Below are 17,396 nucleotides of genomic sequence, written 5' to 3'. Positions count from 1 at the left end.
AATTTAAAATCGAATGAGCATTACCCCTGAGTCTGTCGAACAATTGCTGAATTCCGAGGATTTTGGCGAAAGACTGCGAGCAGTCAACCAACTGCGCCAACTAGAACCCGCGATCGCCTATAAACTGATTCAAATTGCGATCGGCGATAATAACGTCCGGGTTCGCTACGCAGCAGTCAGCCAATTATCAACCCTCGGCACGCAGAATCTGCCGAACGCTTTAGAGGTACTGCGAAACAGCCTGAACAACGACCCCGAACCAGACGTGCAAGCAGCAGCAGCCGATGCTTTGGGCGCATTGAAATTAACCGATGCTTTAGAAGATTTGCAGCAAGTTTATAGCAGTACCTCTGAATGGCTGGTGCAACTGAGCATCGTCGCGGCTTTGGGAGAAATGGGAGATCCGAAAGCCTTTCCGATGTTAGAAAATGCCCTGAATTCTGAAAACGAATTGATCCAAACCATTGCCATCAGCGCATTAGGTGAATTGGGAGATAAACGCGCGCTGCCGCTGCTGCTTCCCTACGCTTCCAATGGAGATTGGCAGATCCGTTACAGAGTAGCCCAAGCTTTAGGGCGGTTGGGCGGTGCAGAAGCACAGACAGCTTTGGAAATTCTCGCCAAAGATGAGGTTGAGCAAGTTGCTCAGGAGGCTAAAGTCGGACAAGAAAATAGTTTGAAATCTTGAGATTGCTTTCGTTCGCGAACAAGCCTGCGCGGTTGTGAATTTTGAATTAATTTAGAATTTTTGGTGAAGATTCTACTAAAAACTCTGTTCGCGATCGCACACATAATTGAGAAACCCGGTTTCTTTCTATATTTCTGGTTCCTCTCTGCAAAACTCGTAGAAACCGGGTTTCTAGCCAGCCAGCAGGCTGGGTGCGTAACGTAAACCTTACTCATCAAGAAAAATCTCAAATCTCAAATCTCAAATTTAAAATTGTATTGATGCCAAGGGCGATCGCGAATTCCTGGAAAACTCTCCTCAAAGTCGAGCGTACTCTTCGCTTTCCCAATCTGAGCCTGCCTCTTGACATCCACACTTTGACAACAGCTATAATCAAAATAAATACAGCAGCGGCAGGGATTAACACAATTATTGAATTGTGCCCAGCCAGCTAGCGATCGGGGAAAATATCGTTAAGACGGTAAGCAATCTACCAGCAAAACCAAGTCTTAAAACTGTTGATCATCCCCATGCTTGAACAACTAGAAAATTCCGGTTCTCAGTCATTGGACACTTTAACAGGAGAGCGATCGGCCTCTCAAGTAGCACCAAGCCCAACCAATCAAAACTTTATTAATAGAGTTTTAGAACTTACCAACATCGAACGCAGTAAATTGAGTTTGTCCCCGCTAACCTTAAATACTCAGTTACTAAATGCGGCGGAAAATCACACCCAAAATATGGCACTGCAAGACTTCTTTTCCCATACCGGAAAAGATGGTTCGTCATTAGGAAGTCGGATTAGTGCAACGGGCTATCAATTCTCAGCGGCAGCAGAAAACATCGCTGCGGGCTCTTCTACACCCGAAGAAGTTGTATCATCTTGGATGAACAGCAGCGGCCACCGCGCTAACATTCTTAACCCCAATCTCAAAGAAATTGGCATCGGTTACTATTTCTTAGCCGACGATACGGGCACAGAAAATTGGAATCACTATTGGACGCAAGTTTTTGCGACTTCTCTTGACGGTAGTGTCAATCCCGCACCGACACCGACACCGACACCCACACCAACTCCCAACACATCGGTATCGATTACTTCGCCAATACCCAATGCTATAGGGGACGGCAGCCCGACGACAGCAGCCAAAAATACAGCCAGCGACGGCAATTATTTCCTATCAGATAGTGCCGATACTCAAATACCGACAAATGCTGCCGGATTGCCAATTTTTGCCCTTTCCGGCAAAGACAATATCACCGGGGGAGAAGGTGTTGATAGCATTAATGGAATGCAAGGTGCGGATACAATTAATGGCGCAGGCGGCAATGACAGCTTATCGGGCGGCAAAGAGTCGGATTCAATTGATGGCGGTGTTGGCAATGATTTTATCAGCGGCAATAACGATAACGATCGACTAATCGGATTTGACGGTAACAATACTATTCGCGGCGGCAAAGAAGATGATGTCTTGGTTGGCGGTAACAGCGACGATTTGTTGGCGGGCGATCGCGGGCAAGATATGCTGACGGGCGGCGGCGGAAATGATACGTTTATCTTAGCAGGAGGTTTGTCTGCTGCGGCTACTTTAATGAGTGCGGATGTAATTGTCGATTTTGGGGCTGGGGATAAAATTGGTTTGACGGACGGTATCGGGTTTGCAAACTTGACTTTTGAAGCTGTGAGTTTGCAGTTGGATGGAGGGGCAAGTGTCGCTTCTACGGCGATTAAGTCGGGGAACAATTATTTGGGCATCGTGCAAGGTGTAAGTGAAAGTCAGCTTACATCTTCTGTTTTTGTCAACGCCTAAAAAACAGCATACCCAGATTCCCGACTTCTTGGAGAAGTCAGGAATCTAAAAACGAGAGCGCTTTACGTTTAACTTTGAGAGTATAATCGGGGTGGCTGTTTTGAGAGATTGGTTGTTATACATTCCTGGACGGAAAAACACGGCGCTACGATCGCCGTCAACTCAACCGCAGGCATGGGTACTGAGTTTACGATCGCATTACCAGTGAAAGCCAACTTAATCCGGTCAAGTCAGAGCTTTTTGCAAGCTTCCGTCATACCGTTCGGGTTGACGGCGAGTTCTTGACTGGTTCAGCTTAAAAGTGGGTGGCAACAGCGATAGATGCTGCATCAGACTGAAGCGAGTCCTTTAGCACTTTGGTGATGGTATCAGCGTTAGCAGGGCGACTGAAGTAAAACCCTTGACCTTCATTGCAGCCTCGCGCTTGCAGGTAGTCACGCTGCTCCTTGGTTTCAATGCCTTCTGCGGTGATCGTTAACCGCAGACTTTGTGCCAGAGCAATTATCGCATCAGTAATGGTAGCGCTGTCCGGGTTAGACAGTACATCATTGACAAAGGATCGATCGATCTTGAGCATATTAACCGGAAACCGTTGCAGGTAGTTGAGGGAAGAATAACCTGTGCCAAAGTCGTCTAGGGCGAGGGATACGCCAAGTTCTCGGAGTTGCGTCAAGACATGGACCGATCGCTCAATGTCAGTCATCAAGGCACTTTCAGTCACTTCCAGTTCTAAATACGCAGCTTCGAGTTCGGTCTGGGCCAAAATTTGGCCAACCATCTCAACCAGATTCGCCTGCTCAAATTGTCGAGCCGACAGATTCACCGAAATCCGCAGGGCTGGCAGCCCTGCCAGTTGCCAGCTACGGTTTTGAGCGCAAGCCGTTCGCAAGATCCATTCACCAATGGGTACGATCTCGCCATTGGCTTCGGCGATCGGAATAAATTTTGCCGGAGAAACCAAACCCTCTGTAGGATGCTGCCAGCGAACCAGCGCCTCCGTTGCTGTCACCCGTCCGTCGTGCAGGTCGATCAGCGGTTGATAGTAAACCAGTAGTTCGTTACGCTCCAGCGCTCCGCGCAGGCTATTTTCTAGGGCCAGTCGCTCCTGTAACTGAACGTTCATTTCGGGTGAATAAAACTGATAGTGACTCCGCCCTTGCTGCTTTGCCTGATGAAGTGCGAAGTCGGCTTGCTGAAGAAGTTTTTCTACAGAATTCGTATTTTCTAGATGGTTCAATGTAATGCCAAGACTGGCGGTGATGTGGATCGGGTTGCCATTGATAGAGAAAGGTTTGTTCAGCGTACTCAGCAACAGTTGGGATAGCTTGACCACACTCTCCAGCGAGGGGAGTTCGCTGCGAGCGATCGCAAACTCACCATCGCCCAAACGCGCCAAGACATCTGACCCATCGATGCACTGTACCACCCGTTGGGAAACGGCTCTAATTAGTAAGTCGCATATCTCAGGCTCCAACGCATGGCGCATCCCTGTGAAATCATCAATACCCAATACCAGCACTGCGACCAAAGGTGAGTGATTTTGAGATCCGGTTTGATTCAGGCGATCGCAGAATAAGTCACGATTTGGCAATCCAGTCAGTTCATCGTAGTGGGTAATGTAATGAATCAATTCATCTAGTTTGTAAAGCGTTTGTGAGGAATTTGCCATCAGCGTACCGACTTCATCAGTAAACTCTGTGGGTAAGTTCGGCAATGTTCTTGTATCGAGGTAGTTTTGTAGAGCCTCCGAGGTTAAGATTACCGGAACCAGGAGGTGGCGTAGCGTATAAAGCGTTGCTCCCGTACCCGCTAATGTCGCCAGCAGAGCAATCAGCAGAACCCGGACTGATGTCTCTACAGAGTAAGCGTTTGAGCTTAGAAACCAGACCATTAAGGTTAGCAAAGGAACGTGCGTTCCTAAAAATGCAACTACCATAATTTTGGCAGTGTAGCTTTTTTTCAGCCAGGGGAGATGCCCCAAGGATGAGTATAGGTTAAGGTTAGGCTTTGGTTGCATAGGACTCGGTTTTAAATTTCCAAGTGGGTAGAGTATCCAGCCATCTCGTACTAGGTGCGTTGGTTTCAGAAACGGCTTTTTTAACTAAGGAGCGATGGCCTTAGATTTGACAGATCTTTTACAAATCGATCGACAGACAATACCGGGCTGCGCTCGCTTGTCTGATAAAATATCCAAGCGATCGCCAAACAACAAATATATATACTGACCCTAATCGCCTTTTTCAAAAACGTCAGTGATCCGCGCCACAAATCACAAAGTTAATTTTTCAAAAGCTACAAATTAGCTCGACATTCAGCTTTTAGTCCGCTACTGATAACTAATGACTGATAACTAATGACTGATAACTAAATTACTAAAAAGGGAACTATGAAAAAAGTAGCCGTGTTTGGCAATGCAGGAGGCGGTAAATCAACTCTCAGCAAGAGATTATCTGAAATCACTGGTTTGCCACTTTACGCCTTGGATAAGATTCAATATCAATCTGGGGGTGCTGAGGTTCCAAATGAAGAATATAAGCATATCCATGAGAAAATTTTGGCTACTGACCGATGGATTATAGACGGGTTTGGTTGTATGGAAACCGTCTGGCTTCGACTCAACGAGGCGGATAGTCTGGTTTTTGTCGATCTGCCACTATACGTGCATTTCTGGTGGGTGACTAAACGGCTGATTACAGGTAAGTTTATACCCCCAAAAGGCTGGCCGGAAAAGAGTCCTCTCTTAAAGATTTCAATTAATAGTTACCGTGTTCTTTGGTTTTGTCACAAGTATTTGACTCCCAGATATCGGGAGTATGTCGATCGCGCTCAAAATACCAAAAGTGTTTATCACATCAGAGCCACTGAAGAGATTTCACAATTTTTTGAATCGATAGTGCAAATGACAGTTGACAATAGACAGTTGACTGCTGTTATTGGTTATTGGTTATTGGTTGGCTGCTACCAATAACCAATAATATCATGTCCGATCGAGTCACCGCGATACCTTCGTTGGGGCGGGTTTACCGCATCTCTCATTGTTAATATCGATCGTTCCTTAACCTACTCCTACAGCAATTATGGGCTAAGCGAAGCGGAGGGAATTGACCGGACACGATCTAACTAATAATCAATAACTAATCGCCCAAAACTAATGACTAATGACTACTGACTAATGACTACTGACTAATTGATGCCACAGCCGATCGCAAATTCCCTTGAAACTCGCCCAGAATTCGATCGCACTCTTCCTTCTCCAAATTAGTCCAGTGCATCATCAAAGCTAATTTAACAGACTTGCCACTTTTTTCGAGCAAAAAACCCGCCTCCTCCCGGCTTAAATCAGTCAAATCCTGCAACATCCGCACAGCCCGATCGCGCAATTTCTTATTAGTCACCGCCACATCAACCATTCGATTGCCGTAAACCTTCCCCAGCTTCACCATTACCCCAGTCGAAATGATATTTAAAGCCATTTTTGTTACTGTACCGGCTTTCAAGCGCGTCGAACCCGCCACTACCTCCGGGCCAACCAACAACCGAATATCAACATCAGCCTCAAAATTCACTTGTTCGACGGGTACGCAGGCCATAAACACAGTTTTCGCCCCCCGCTGGCGCGCCGCCTGCAAAGCGCCCGCGACAAACGGCGTCGTACCTCCAGCCGTAATCCCGACAACCACATCTAAGTTGGTAATGTGACGGTGGGCGATCGCCTCAGCCCCATCTTCAGCCCGATCCTCCAAATCCTCCGAACTCCGCACCAAAGCCCCCGCACCCCCGGCAATTATGCCCTGTACGAGTTCTGGCGGCGTGCAGAAGGTGGGGGGACACTCGGCCGCATCCAGCACCCCCAAACGCCCGGAAGTACCCGCACCGACATAAAACAGGCGACCTCCTTGACGCAGAGACTCGGCTGCAATGTCGATCGCTTGGGCTAACTGTTCGCGGGCGCGGGCGATCGCGCTTAAGGTTTGGGCGTCTTCCCGGTTGAACAAATCCACTAATTCGATCGAACTGAGTTGGTCTAAATTCTCGCTGTTGGTATTCACCTGTTCAGTCAGCAGATGGCCCCGTTCTTCCAAATTTTTCATGTTTTTTGATTAGTCATTAGTCATCGGTCATTGGTCATTGGTCATTGGTCATTAGTCATTGTCATTAGTCACTAGGTGTACAAAATTAGGGTAGGCAATGCCTGCCCGCTGGTGAGCTTGGTGAAGTCGTGACTCAAAGGCTCGAAATTTGCGATTCTGGCGACCGGCTAAATCTACTTCCGAGAGAGAGGCAATTACCCATTACCCATTACCCATTACCAATAACTGCTGACTAATGACTAATGACTATTACAAAAGTCCTTCGAGTCGGCGGCGAATAGAATCCAGTTCGTTTTGGGAAACATCAGAATCCCGATCGGGATCGGGTTCGGACTCCGGCTGCCACTGAGTCTGTGTTACATTGTTTTCTGGCGGAATCTCTAGCGCCCCCGCGGGTATCAGTTCCCAATCATAATCAACACTGTTGCAGAATTCCTTAATTTCCTCATCGTCGATCGCCTCGACAGCAGGTTCGGGAAAATCCTGAGCTTCCAACATCACGCCAAAGCGGGTGGCGTCGTCTTCTGACTCAAACATCAGAACTTTATTGCGATCGCCGAGTTGAATGGTATGAATTCCCTCATTCTCGGTGCGGGCATTGAAGAGTAAGACGAACACTCGCATAAGTTTTAAAGACCTTCTTAACCACCGTTTTTTTATCTTAGAAGCGATCGGGCAACCGATTTTAAATTTTATATTTTAGATTTTAGATTGACCAGCGATCCTGCACTGGCGGGATCGAAAGGAATTGGGGCATTTGGACGACTTGGTTTGATATTTGAGATTTTAGATTGACCGCCGATCCTGCACAGCGGGGGAAACCTAGAGGATTGGGTGGAGTTGGAGGACTTGGTTTTAGGAGATGTTGCGTGTTTTGATTAAGTTCGGTAAAGGTTTCTGGAGTCTACCCTGGAGTGGGGGCGTGCCTTCGGCCTTCGCTGCGCCCGATCGGCACTTCCGACCTGAATTTTGAGTCTACCAAAGGCAGAAGCCACGCTGGCGAATCACAGAAATTATACCTGTCTAAAATCGGCTGATTCCCTTAATTCCTGAATTCTCTGATTTCTGAGAAACACCCATGACTAACTCCGACGATAACAAAAATCAACTCGCACCCCGTCCCCACCGCCGCTGGTGGCGTCTGCTGCTGCTTAGCGGTACGGGATTGGGTATTCTCGCCTTGGTTGCGGCGGCGGTAGGATATCAGTGGGTGCGGGAAAAGTTAGCTCCTTTGGTGGAAACTGAAGTCAGTCAGTTGCTGAAGCGGCCCGTGCAACTCGGACGTTTGGAGGGATTTTCTCCCACAAGTTTGCGGTTTGGTCGATCGACTTTACCTGCAACTCCTACCGATCCGGATTATGCTTCTACAGAAGCAGTTGAAGTAAAGTTTTCGGTTTTGCAACTGCTGTTCACCCGCACTCTCAAATTAGATATTACTTTAGTTAAAGCCAGCGCTTATATCGAACAGGATGCTAAAGGCCGCTGGGTTAATCTTCCAACTGCAGAGCAGAAATCTCCGGGTTTATTTAAAACTGAAGTTGAAGCATTTCGAGCGGAAAATTCCGCCGCAGTTTTGGTACCGAGTCCCGCAGTCGGACAGACAACTTCGGCTCCGATTTCTCTAAATCTGAAAAATGGCAGTGCTCTATTTCGCGACCAAAATCAGCGCGTTATCTACGAAGTAAACGGTCAGTTTACTAATAGCGATAATTTTATACTTAAAGCTGATTCTATGTTACCTGCAGCTCAAACTAACCTGCAGTTGCAAGGTCAAAATTTGCCTTTGCCCGACCTCGCTCGCTTGCTAAGACTTTCCGGCATTTCTTTACAAAAAGGTCTTGCTAATGGCAATTTGACCGTGCAAGTGCGAGAGAATAAAGTGTCGGGAATTACCGGAGCGGCTAGTTTTGGAGGAGTGCAAGCGAGTATTGCTCCCTTGAAACAAATCATACAAAATAGCAGCGGTCAGTTGCGGTTTCAGGGAACTAATGTGATTGTCGATAGTCTGGCGGCTAATTACGGTCTAATTCCGCTTAGAATAGCAGGAACAGTTGCAACTGGAACTAATTTTAATTTGGAGAACGCTAGCTTCAATCTGACAACTAGCGTGCAACCAGTCGCTTTAGCAAGTGTTGTCAGTGCGGTGGAGACAGAGTTAGGGCAGAAAGTAGTATTGCCGGTTGCTGTTGCGGGGGAGGTGAAGGCGGATGCCAAGCTGACTGGAACCGTTGATCTGCCGGTGCTCACAGGTACGATCGCCTCGACAAAACCCGCTACGGTCGATCGACTGCAATTAAATAATATTAGCACTAATTTCAAATTGGAACGCGGGAGAATAGCTAAAACCCCAACTCCCAATTCTCAATCTTCTATTGCCCCGTTTTCCTCTTTAGCATTGACTTTGAGCGATATTTTGGTAGTGCCGGCGGCGGGTGGTAAAATTGGCGGCAAAGGTCAAGTTGATATTGCTTTAAAAAGTAGCAATTATCCATCTGGTTTGGTGTTTGACTTGCAAGCTGAAAACTTGCCAGCAGATAATCTCGCCCAAATTTACACTCTCCCGATTCCTGCTGCTGTTACAATTGGCAGTGTCTCCGCAAAAGCTCAAATTTTCGGCCCGTTAGACAACATTCAATCTAGAGTTCAATGGCAAGCACCGCAAGGAACTTTCCCCGCGGCGGGCGAAATTCGAGCCGCAAGGAATTCGGCGGATTTGCAAAATACAGTTGTGAAAATTGGCGACGCTTCTGTTAACGTAGATGCTGCGCTAAAAGACCGTCAGTGGCAAGCTATCATCGAGGGCGATCGCGTTGCCCTCAACAGTTTGCAGCAAGTCCTGCCAGACCTTAATTTGCCTCCTGAACTAGCCGGTTTGTTCAGCGGAACCGCCGAAGCTGCGGGAACTCTGGACGATTTGAGTTTAAATGCGATCGCTGCGACGGGCAAAGGAACACTGAATATTGCTGACAGTATTGTTGATGTTAATGGCGAACTAGAAGCGGGCCGCTGGCAAGTTTTTGGCAACACTGAAAAAGTTGCTGTCAATCAATTGATTGATATTGGGTTGCCGTTATTAACACGGGAAACGCCCGCAAATCGGGAGAATTTAGAAGCTAAAATCCAAAATTTTAAAACGTTAAACGGACAGCTAGCAGGTAAATTTCAAGCTGGGGGAAATGTTGACGATGTGAATGCTGGCGGAATCAATGTTAGTGGCAACGGTAGGCTCTATTTTGCCGACAGCAATGTGAATTTAAACGGAGAATTGGTAGCGGGAAACTGGCAAGCAACAGCAGAAACCGATCGCACTTCCATCAGCCGCTTGGTAGATTTGACACTGCCGATTTTAGATGTGGCTTCAGCATTCAATCCCGAAAATCAGCAATCTGCCAATGTCAACAATCTAAAATCCAAAATCCAAAATCTAAAATCGATTGACGGACTCCTATCGAGTCAAATTACAGCATCGGGAAGTCTTGACAATTTGACGGGTAGCAGCATCAATGCCAGCGGCAGCGGCAGACTCAATCTTGCTGGCAGCAATGTTAATTTAAAAGGAGAATTGGTAGCGGGAAACTGGCAAGCAACAGCAGAAACCGATCGCACTTCCATCCGGCGCTTAGGAGATTTAGGATTGCCCCTGTTAGATGTTGGCTTAGCTTTCGCTGCTGACAATCCCCAAACAGTCGCCAATATCAACAATCTAAAATCCAAAATCCAAAATCTCCAATCGCTTGACGGACAAATATCCAATCAAATTCAAGCCAGCGGCAGTCTTGATAATTCAACTGCCGCTGACATAGGCGTCAGCAGCAGCGGCAAACTCAATATAGGGGACGGTACTGTTGCTTTTAGAGGTAAATTAGAAGACAGACGCTGGCAAGCTTTCGCCGATGCCGATCGAGTTATTCTCAGTCGCTTAGAACAAACTGTTCGCAATCTCCAACTGTTTCCGCTGACGGCGACTTTGCCTAAAGGATTTGACGGCAGAGTTAACGGCGAATTCCAAGCAGCGGGCAGTTTGGATAACTTGACAGCCAAGGGAATTAGTGGTAGCGGAGAGGGAGTGATTGTGGTCGATCGACTCGGGGCGATCGATACTACGGCCAAATTGGAAAACGGCAACTTGCAAGCATTGCTGGAAACGAACGGAATTGCCGTCAGTAATTTAGAACAAACCCTCAAACAAACAGGTTTGCTGACAGCGGATTTACCGCCAGAAATCGACGGAACCCTCGACGGCCAAGTCCGCATTTTGGGAACAGTAGATAATCTAACCGCCAACAACATCACCGCCAATGGCGACGGACAAATTCGACTCGCCAACGGCGGAGGAATTGTCAATGCTAAAGGCAGCGCGGCATCGGGGAATTGGCGCGCGTCAATCGAGGGCGAGCAAATTGCTCTAAGTCGCTTCCAGCAAGCCTTTGAGTCGCAGCGACAAAGCTTGCAAACCGGAGAAGCAGTCTCTGGTTCCCAAAATCTGCCCCAGCTTGTAGGACTGTTTAACGGCAATATCAATTTATCCGGCCCGATTGCCGCTTCCCCACAAACAGTTCGCGCCGGTGGCAGTTTCCGCATCTCGGAATTGCCGTTTTTGAAACAACCTTTTGAGGCAGTATTTAATTGGGACGGCAAACGGGTGGAAATTGAGAAGGCCACAACTCCCGGTTTGACAGCAAACGGCTTTGTTAACGTCGCACTCGAAGGTAAAGGAGGGCCCTCAATTTCCAACTTAGATTTGGATGTCAAACTCGCCAACTTTAACCTGGAAGCCTTACCCGCAGAACAACTACGATTTTTGTCTGCAATTGCGGACAGAAATTCCTCACAGCAAAACCCACCCATCCGGGGCAATGTCGATTTTACCGGCAGCCTCACCGGAACCCTCGCCGAACTCAGCTTAGTTGGCGACGTGGAAGTGCGGGATTTAGCAGTAAATCAAATCGCTTTTGACCCGGTACTGGCGGGGAGTGTGAATGCGGATGCTGGGAAAAGTGTAGATTTGCGTTTGGCCGGCGCTAGCGACAAAATTGAAGTAGCTTTAAATCAATCTTTTCTGCCGACATCTTTCTTAATTCAACGCGGGGAATCTGTCGCTAGGGGCCAAACCGAGGGAGAAACTTTGCGAGTTAATTTAAGCGATTTTCCCCTCGCTGCTTTGAATCTATCACCCGGTAAAGAGGCGGGTTTGGGGCCGATAACCGGCACGGTTTCGGGACAAGTAAATGTGCCCGGTTGGAAGATGCCGTTAAATCCGGCGACTTTGCAAGCAAGCGGACAAATTGCGATCGCCCAACCGGCGATCGGCTACATTAAAGGTGACAGTTTCCAAGCCGAATTCAGCTACGCTAACGGCAGCGCCACTCTCACAAACGGACTTTTCCGCCAAGGCAGCGGTCAATACTTAATTTCCGGCAATGTTAAAACAGGCGCAAACCCGCAATTTGAAGGGAAAGTTAACGTACAGCAAGGCAATTTGCAACAGGTTTTAGCCGCTTTGCAATATTTCAATTTAGGCGACTTTGCCAGAGGTCTAAAACCTCCTGTTTACGGTGACAGTGGCGACGTGCAAACTGTAGCAGTAGGAGAACCAGAAGCCCCGCTAATTGTACAGTTGCGCCGCTTGGCAGAAATTGAAACTATTTTGCAGCAGCAGCAAGCAGTTAAATCATCAGAAAAATTGCCTGCCTTATCCCAATTGCAAGGCACTTTTGGCGCGGAAATTGCTGTCGCCGGTTCTTTGCAAACGGGCGTGCAAGCTCAATTTAACGTGAAAGGCGATAACTGGCAGTGGGGAAGATATGTCGCTGAAAAGTTCAGCATTGAAGGCAGCTTTCAGGAGGGGATTTTAACTGTTTTGCCTTTAGAAATTCGATCGGGAAAAAGTGCGATCGGCTTTTCGGGACAACTCGGGCAAAAAGCTCAATCCGGGCAGTTGCGGGTAGAAAATGTCCCCGTGGAAGAGTTGGCAAAACTGGTGGAATTGCCTTTTGTGGATGTCACAGGAAATTTGAATTTGCGGGCGAATTTGGCCGGCAGCTTGGAAAACCCGCAAGCCACCGGAGAATTGAGTTTGGTTGAGGGTACGCTAAACGGAGAACCGATTAAACAAGCCGACGGCAGTTTCAGTTACAGCAACGCCCGCCTGAATTTTGGCGGCAGCGCTTTGGTAACTCAAACCGAACCGATTGAAGTGCAGGGAAGTTTGCCTTTTGAGTTGCCGTTTGCAGCCGTGAAACCTGACAGCAATCAAATTGATGTGAGGGCGAATTTGCAAAATGAAGGTTTAGCAATTATTAATGTATTGACTCCGCAAGTTGCTTGGGTCAGCGGTCAGGGACAGGTGCAAATTCGCGTGGGAGGAACGCTGCAAGACCCTATAGCGCAAGGAATTGCGAATTTTGAAAATGCAACTGTCCGCGCGCAAGCCTTCCCAGAACCGCTGACAGGGCTAACTGGGACGGTGCGCTTCGAGGGCGATCGTATTCGGATAGAGGGAATTCGGGGACAGTTGAGTCAGGGACAAGTTGTGGCCCAGGGTGTAATTCCGCTGTCTGTGCCCTTCGCCGAGGGCGATGTCGATGCGGATAATCCCCTGGCTGTGAATCTCGACAAGTTGGCAGTGAATCTCAGAGGATTGTACAGCGGCGGCGTTGTTGGTCAAGTGCAGGCAAGGGGCACGGCTAGACGCCCGCAGTTGAGCGGTAATATTGAACTGTACAACGGTGAAGTATTTCTCCGGAGTCCCGGGGGTGGCACAACTCAGTTAGCTTCTTCCTCTTCTGCTTCTGATTCTGATTCGGATTCCACATCTTCCCCTTCCCCTGCGACTGAGGTTTCTGATTCCCCTACAACTGATGTTTCTGCTTCCCCTGCGACTCCAACTTCCCCTTCTTTTGAAGTTGGACTGAACGATTTGCGGCTGAATTTGGGCCGGGGAATTCGGGTAACGAGTGCGCCGATATTAAGTTTTCAGGCGACTGGGGGCTTGACGGTGAATGGAACTTTAGATGACCTTCGCCCGGAGGGTACGATTCGGTTGACTTCGGGGTCGGTGAATTTGTTTACAACGCAGTTTAAACTCGATCGAGGATACCCGCAGACTGCTACCTTTGTAGCAACACAAGGACTCGATCCGACGCTGGATGTGAGATTAGCAACTTCGGTGCAGGAAGTAACGCGGTTCCGAACTCCCGGCACATCTGTAGCCTCTGAAATAGCAGACGAACCGACAACTTTCGGCAGCGTGCGGAGTGTCCGAGTTCAAGCGTTAGTGCAGGGAAGGGCTTCTCAGTTGGGGGAAAATCTGGAGTTGAGGAGTTCTCCGAGTCGATCGGAAATAGAGATTGTAGCGCTATTAGGCGGCAGTTTCGTGGAGACTTTGGGACAGGGAGATAGTACACTGGCGATCGCAAATTTAGCCGGTGCGGGTTTATTGAACAACCTTCAATCTGCAGTTACCAACGCCACAGGATTGAGCGAATTTCGCTTATTTCCCACTCGGATTAGAGGCAACGAAGCACAAACTGCTAGTTCCAGTTCGGGTGCGGGTTCTCTCGGTTTAGGTTTAGAAGTTGGGTTTGACATCACGCGCAATATTTCAGCATCAATCATTCGAGTTTTGTCAGCAAATCAACCGACAGAATTTACTGTGCGCTATCGATTGAGCGATAAAATTTTACTCAGGGGTTCGAGTAATTTTCAAGGAGATAACCGCGTCACCGCTGAATATGAATTGAGGTTTTAGGCATCAGCCCACAGCCCACAGCCAACAGTTACCAATTTCTCAATAATTTGCTATAATAGTAACAGCAGCAAATTGGTACTGCTAACCCCACACACAAGGTAATAGGAGTTAAGTCAAATGGCAAACAAACTCCAAGTTAATACACAGTCGATCGGCTACAGCGACTTTTACTGGAACCGCTTTAGTCCGAGAGTTGCGACTATCAGCAGCGTCCGCAACGCCAATCATTGGGACGGCGGATTTATCACCTATATTGCATTTCCCACAAAAGTAGAAGCTACAGCAGCAATGAAATATTTGCTCTTGCATCAAAAAGCTGCTGATGTCGATATGCGGAAAGCCAAGCGAATGAAAGCAAAAGGCATTCGGTGGGAACTCAAAATTCGGGGTTTAGCTTTTAATGAAGTGCTGAAACTGGCAACAATGGATATAACTGGAAAGCTAGTTATGTCGCCTGCAACTACTACTGAAGCCACAGGCTGATAATTGAAAAACTTCGTAGTTGCGCTAAGCGTGCTAAAGCGCAACTACCCACCTAAAAATCCCGAAAATATTGCATTTTCCTTGTTGCTTCTTCCCTCTTCCCTCTTCCTTCTACAATATGCGCTTCATCAGCCCCAAAGCAGACTTTGCATCCAAAAGAATATTCTGATCTTCCCAACATCCATAAAATTTAATCAGCTTCCTAAATCCAATACTGTATAGGGGAGAACCCACAATCCAATAAATATAAATTATTGGCCCTTATTCAGCAGGAAGCCTTCCAGGATTGAAAGACACTTACCTAGATGTCAAAGCCAAGATTACCGACAACAAAACCGTGATTGTGGAAATGCAGGTACTCAACGCCGCCGCCCAGGAATCGAACAAGGAATAGAAAGGGGTAAAATTGAGGGGGAAATAGGATTAATTATACGTCATATCGTGCGGCGGGTGGGTGATGTTACACTGGAAGTTCAAACTCGCATCCAGGGATTATCTGCGGAACAGTTAGATGATTTGCCAGAAGCTTTGCTGGATTTTAGGAGTCAAGAGGATTTGATTGTGTGGTTGGAGTCGGCGGCGGGATGAACTGATGAGTTAAAAAGAGACTCAACGGTTGAAACGGTCGAACCTCATCGGGGATTTTTAACGCGGATTTGGTAAAATTCCCAATCTGTGCATTCATTTAAACTTTAGTATCTGCGGGAACTTCCCTCTGTACAAGCATCCAACCTAACAGCGCTAAACTAACTCCAAGAGCGAGAAATCCTAAATCCCAAGCTAACTCGTTGATACCGGGTTTGACGTGGTGAATTCCCAAAATTTGATGGTCAACAATGCCTTCAACAAAATCAAACAATCCAGCACCAATTAATATTGAACCGAAAAAAGTTTGAGTTAACAAAGGAACATCTTTGCGCTTCACCGCACGCCACAAACAGAAGATTCCCGCTACTGTTACCAACCAATCCGCAGCGTGAAACAATCCATCTCCGAGGGTATTCAATTCTAAACCGGCAACAGTAGCATCGGTTTTAACGCTGCTAAACATATGGTGCCACTGGAGGAGTTGGTGCAGTACAATGCCGTCAAAAAAGCCGGATTGACCGATACCCAGGAGAATTCCTGCGATAATTAGAGGTCGGCGGTTGTTAGCTGCGGTGGTTGGTTGGTTGGTGCGATCGTCCAATGGAAAACCTCAGATTATTTAACTGCTGAGCCTGGGTTTGTGAAGGGATTTGCCAGTACATTTTTTAGTTTTGCTGGGGACGAGGGGCGATCGCATCATCCGCGCGATAGATTTCTGAATACTCTTGATGCTTAATGCCAACTACAAATCTAGTTTATAATTTGATTAACTATTCATCAACAGTCATATTCTCAAACAAAATAGGTTGAATTCGCCTCAAAACTTCCTCAATTATATCTGAGCGACATTCACTAAGAAAACTTGCCTGCCTTGCGCGATAATCTTGCATAACGGAGTTGATCCGTCATAATTACACCTGTTATCGCTTCACCTTCTGGAATGGGAACATAAAACGGATTTTTGCGTTGTGTGTTGCTAATGGGACTGACGAACACAAACCCCATTTTTCGGTTAAATTTAGTTTGACTCACCACCAGTGCAGGCCTAGTCCCCATTTGTTCGTGTCCTGATTGAGGGTCAAAATTGAGGCGAATAAAATGACCTCGTTCGGGGATATAGTTTACCAAACTTCCTCTCCTTCTGGTTTTCCCCAACAGACTTCTTCGCTAGATTCTATTTCGCCTGCCAATAATTCATCTAGGGTATACTTTGATATTTTATTATTTACAGGCTCTATGACCAGTTTCCCATTTTCTATGCTGCAAATTACTGAATCTTCGGCTTTAAGGTTGAGAAACTTTACTATGTAGTCTGGTATTGGCAAAGCCAAGGAATTACCTAATTTGCTGATGTGTATTTGGGCTGTCATACATTTGCGATGTTAACACTCAGGTTGATTTATTGTAACACCATATTGGGCGGGGCGGGTTTATTGAGATTGCTGTTTATAAACATAGAGGTTGGTGAACCCGCCCTTACATAACCTTTGTCTGTGCAAACACTGCTTCTACGGCTTTCGGCAATTCTATTGGCACGAAATACGCGACTGGATACAAATAATCTTCGCCTGATTCATCAATAACTCGGATAAATTGATGTTCCGCAGCGCGATTATCCGGTATTATTTGGTAGATTTTTCGCACTTCCAATGATGCTTGATAATCTTGATTGTTAATGCAAACTACAAATTTTGTTTCTAAGTTAAACTTCAACATATTTGCATAAAGTAGTCTGTTCAGACAATGCCTCGCCAACCTCGTCAACTCCAGCCCCAATACTCCTACCACGTTACTACTCGCTGCAATAACCGCGAGTTTCGCTTAACTCGCTCCGAATGCGGCCAAGTTTTCCTCTATGCTATCAAGAAAGCTCAAAACAAGTACAGTTTTAAACTCTATGCTCTCTGCATTATGAGCAATCACGTTCATTACAGCAAATTCCATGTAAATGTGGTACACTATATTCAGTACATCAGCAGAAAAAATGAAAGCTTATTCGCTCGAGT

At 47.0% G+C, this 17,396-nt stretch carries 15 protein-coding genes; 8 read left to right on the top strand and 7 right to left on the bottom strand.

All coding sequences use genetic code 11. The features are described 5' to 3' along the window. The first annotated feature begins 13 nt into the window (after nucleotides 1–13). The 3 genes from nblB to QUA42_RS23495 all read left to right on the top strand — a co-directional run bounded on the left by nblB (nucleotide 14) and on the right by QUA42_RS23495 (nucleotide 2,763). Nucleotides 14–688 (top strand): phycobilisome degradation protein NblB, encoded by a 675-nt coding sequence (nblB, locus tag QUA42_RS23505; RefSeq protein ID WP_333036917.1) that lies wholly within the window; start codon nucleotides 14–16, stop codon nucleotides 686–688. A gap of 509 nt (nucleotides 689–1,197) precedes the next feature. Then, nucleotides 1,198–2,478, top strand: a complete 1,281-nt coding sequence (locus tag QUA42_RS23500; protein WP_333140542.1) for a CAP domain-containing protein — start codon at nucleotides 1,198–1,200, stop codon at nucleotides 2,476–2,478. Between the two features lie 108 nt (nucleotides 2,479–2,586). Then, on the top strand, nucleotides 2,587–2,763 hold the full coding sequence (locus tag QUA42_RS23495) for a hypothetical protein (protein ID WP_333140540.1): 177 nt from the start codon (nucleotides 2,587–2,589) through the stop codon (nucleotides 2,761–2,763). 10 nt (nucleotides 2,764–2,773) lie between these two features. On the opposite strand, the gene QUA42_RS23490 is transcribed toward QUA42_RS23495, so the two are convergent. Further along, nucleotides 2,774–4,495 carry a bifunctional diguanylate cyclase/phosphodiesterase gene (locus QUA42_RS23490; RefSeq protein ID WP_333140538.1) on the bottom strand — a complete coding sequence of 574 codons (1,722 nt, stop codon included), beginning with the start codon at nucleotides 4,493–4,495 and terminating at the stop codon, nucleotides 2,774–2,776. 369 nt (nucleotides 4,496–4,864) lie between these two features. Here QUA42_RS23490 and QUA42_RS23485 point away from each other — a divergent pair, with 369 nt between their 5' ends. Further along, nucleotides 4,865–5,446: an adenylate kinase gene (locus QUA42_RS23485; protein ID WP_333140536.1), complete on the top strand. Its 582-nt coding sequence runs from the start codon at nucleotides 4,865–4,867 to the stop codon at nucleotides 5,444–5,446. 208 nt (nucleotides 5,447–5,654) lie between these two features. On the opposite strand, the gene murQ is transcribed toward QUA42_RS23485, so the two are convergent. Both murQ and QUA42_RS23475 read right to left on the bottom strand, forming a co-directional pair. Next, nucleotides 5,655–6,569 carry an N-acetylmuramic acid 6-phosphate etherase gene (murQ, locus tag QUA42_RS23480; RefSeq protein ID WP_333042206.1) on the bottom strand — a complete coding sequence of 305 codons (915 nt, stop codon included), beginning with the start codon at nucleotides 6,567–6,569 and terminating at the stop codon, nucleotides 5,655–5,657. A 249-nt stretch (nucleotides 6,570–6,818) separates the two neighbouring features. Continuing rightward, nucleotides 6,819–7,193, bottom strand: coding sequence for a DUF3110 domain-containing protein (locus tag QUA42_RS23475; protein ID WP_333140535.1), 375 nt, complete (start codon nucleotides 7,191–7,193; stop codon nucleotides 6,819–6,821). 454 nt (nucleotides 7,194–7,647) lie between these two features. Between QUA42_RS23475 and QUA42_RS23470 the strand changes: the two genes are divergently transcribed. The 3 genes from QUA42_RS23470 (at nucleotide 7,648) to QUA42_RS23460 (ending at nucleotide 15,390) form a co-directional block, all read left to right on the top strand. Beyond that, nucleotides 7,648–14,319: a translocation/assembly module TamB domain-containing protein gene (locus tag QUA42_RS23470; protein WP_333140533.1), complete on the top strand. Its 6,672-nt coding sequence runs from the start codon at nucleotides 7,648–7,650 to the stop codon at nucleotides 14,317–14,319. Between the two features lie 117 nt (nucleotides 14,320–14,436). After that, nucleotides 14,437–14,802 carry a hypothetical protein gene (locus tag QUA42_RS23465; protein WP_172192314.1) on the top strand — a complete coding sequence of 122 codons (366 nt, stop codon included), beginning with the start codon at nucleotides 14,437–14,439 and terminating at the stop codon, nucleotides 14,800–14,802. Nucleotides 14,803–15,252: 450 nt separating this feature from the next. Next, the gene (locus QUA42_RS23460) at nucleotides 15,253–15,390 is read left to right on the top strand and encodes a DUF4351 domain-containing protein (RefSeq protein ID WP_333140531.1); all 138 of its coding nucleotides are present in this window, start codon (nucleotides 15,253–15,255) and stop codon (nucleotides 15,388–15,390) included. Between the two features lie 97 nt (nucleotides 15,391–15,487). On the opposite strand, the gene QUA42_RS23455 is transcribed toward QUA42_RS23460, so the two are convergent. The 4 genes from QUA42_RS23455 to QUA42_RS23440 all read right to left on the bottom strand — a co-directional run bounded on the left by QUA42_RS23455 (nucleotide 15,488) and on the right by QUA42_RS23440 (nucleotide 17,106). Beyond that, entirely contained in the window at nucleotides 15,488–15,991 is a 504-nt protein-coding gene (locus tag QUA42_RS23455) for a DUF2243 domain-containing protein (protein WP_333140529.1), read from the bottom strand. A 251-nt stretch (nucleotides 15,992–16,242) separates the two neighbouring features. Continuing rightward, nucleotides 16,243–16,518 (bottom strand): type II toxin-antitoxin system PemK/MazF family toxin, encoded by a 276-nt coding sequence (locus tag QUA42_RS23450; RefSeq protein WP_333140527.1) that lies wholly within the window; start codon nucleotides 16,516–16,518, stop codon nucleotides 16,243–16,245. After that, nucleotides 16,512–16,760 carry a hypothetical protein gene (locus QUA42_RS23445; RefSeq protein ID WP_333140525.1) on the bottom strand — a complete coding sequence of 83 codons (249 nt, stop codon included), beginning with the start codon at nucleotides 16,758–16,760 and terminating at the stop codon, nucleotides 16,512–16,514. The genes QUA42_RS23450 and QUA42_RS23445 overlap by 7 nt, the downstream gene beginning before the upstream one ends. Nucleotides 16,761–16,866: 106 nt before the next feature. Continuing rightward, nucleotides 16,867–17,106 (bottom strand): hypothetical protein, encoded by a 240-nt coding sequence (locus QUA42_RS23440; RefSeq protein WP_333140523.1) that lies wholly within the window; start codon nucleotides 17,104–17,106, stop codon nucleotides 16,867–16,869. A gap of 27 nt (nucleotides 17,107–17,133) precedes the next feature. On the opposite strand from QUA42_RS23440, the gene QUA42_RS23435 reads away from it, so the two are divergent. Further along, nucleotides 17,134–17,396: transposase (locus QUA42_RS23435; RefSeq protein ID WP_333140521.1), on the top strand; the 263-nt coding region annotated here is incomplete at its 3' end.

This window comes from Microcoleus sp. Pol11C2, assembly GCF_036701505.1.
GTDB lineage: Bacteria > Cyanobacteriota > Cyanobacteriia > Cyanobacteriales > Microcoleaceae > Microcoleus.
Note: the sequence above shows the minus strand (reverse complement) of the source record. Positions and strands in the feature narration are given on the sequence as shown.

Coding starts and splice junctions, on each gene's coding strand:
- QUA42_RS23470 (WP_333140533.1), top strand. CDS start 7,648: ATGACTAACTCCGACGATAACAAAAATCAACTCGCACCCCGTCCCCAC.
- QUA42_RS23490 (WP_333140538.1), bottom strand. CDS start 4,495: ATGCAACCAAAGCCTAACCTTAACCTATACTCATCCTTGGGGCATCTC.
- QUA42_RS23475 (WP_333140535.1), bottom strand. CDS start 7,193: ATGCGAGTGTTCGTCTTACTCTTCAATGCCCGCACCGAGAATGAGGGA.
- QUA42_RS23440 (WP_333140523.1), bottom strand. CDS start 17,106: ATGTTGAAGTTTAACTTAGAAACAAAATTTGTAGTTTGCATTAACAAT.
- nblB (WP_333036917.1), top strand. CDS start 14: ATGAGCATTACCCCTGAGTCTGTCGAACAATTGCTGAATTCCGAGGAT.
- QUA42_RS23485 (WP_333140536.1), top strand. CDS start 4,865: ATGAAAAAAGTAGCCGTGTTTGGCAATGCAGGAGGCGGTAAATCAACT.
- QUA42_RS23445 (WP_333140525.1), bottom strand. CDS start 16,760: ATGACAGCCCAAATACACATCAGCAAATTAGGTAATTCCTTGGCTTTG.
- murQ (WP_333042206.1), bottom strand. CDS start 6,569: ATGAAAAATTTGGAAGAACGGGGCCATCTGCTGACTGAACAGGTGAAT.
- QUA42_RS23465 (WP_172192314.1), top strand. CDS start 14,437: ATGGCAAACAAACTCCAAGTTAATACACAGTCGATCGGCTACAGCGAC.
- QUA42_RS23500 (WP_333140542.1), top strand. CDS start 1,198: ATGCTTGAACAACTAGAAAATTCCGGTTCTCAGTCATTGGACACTTTA.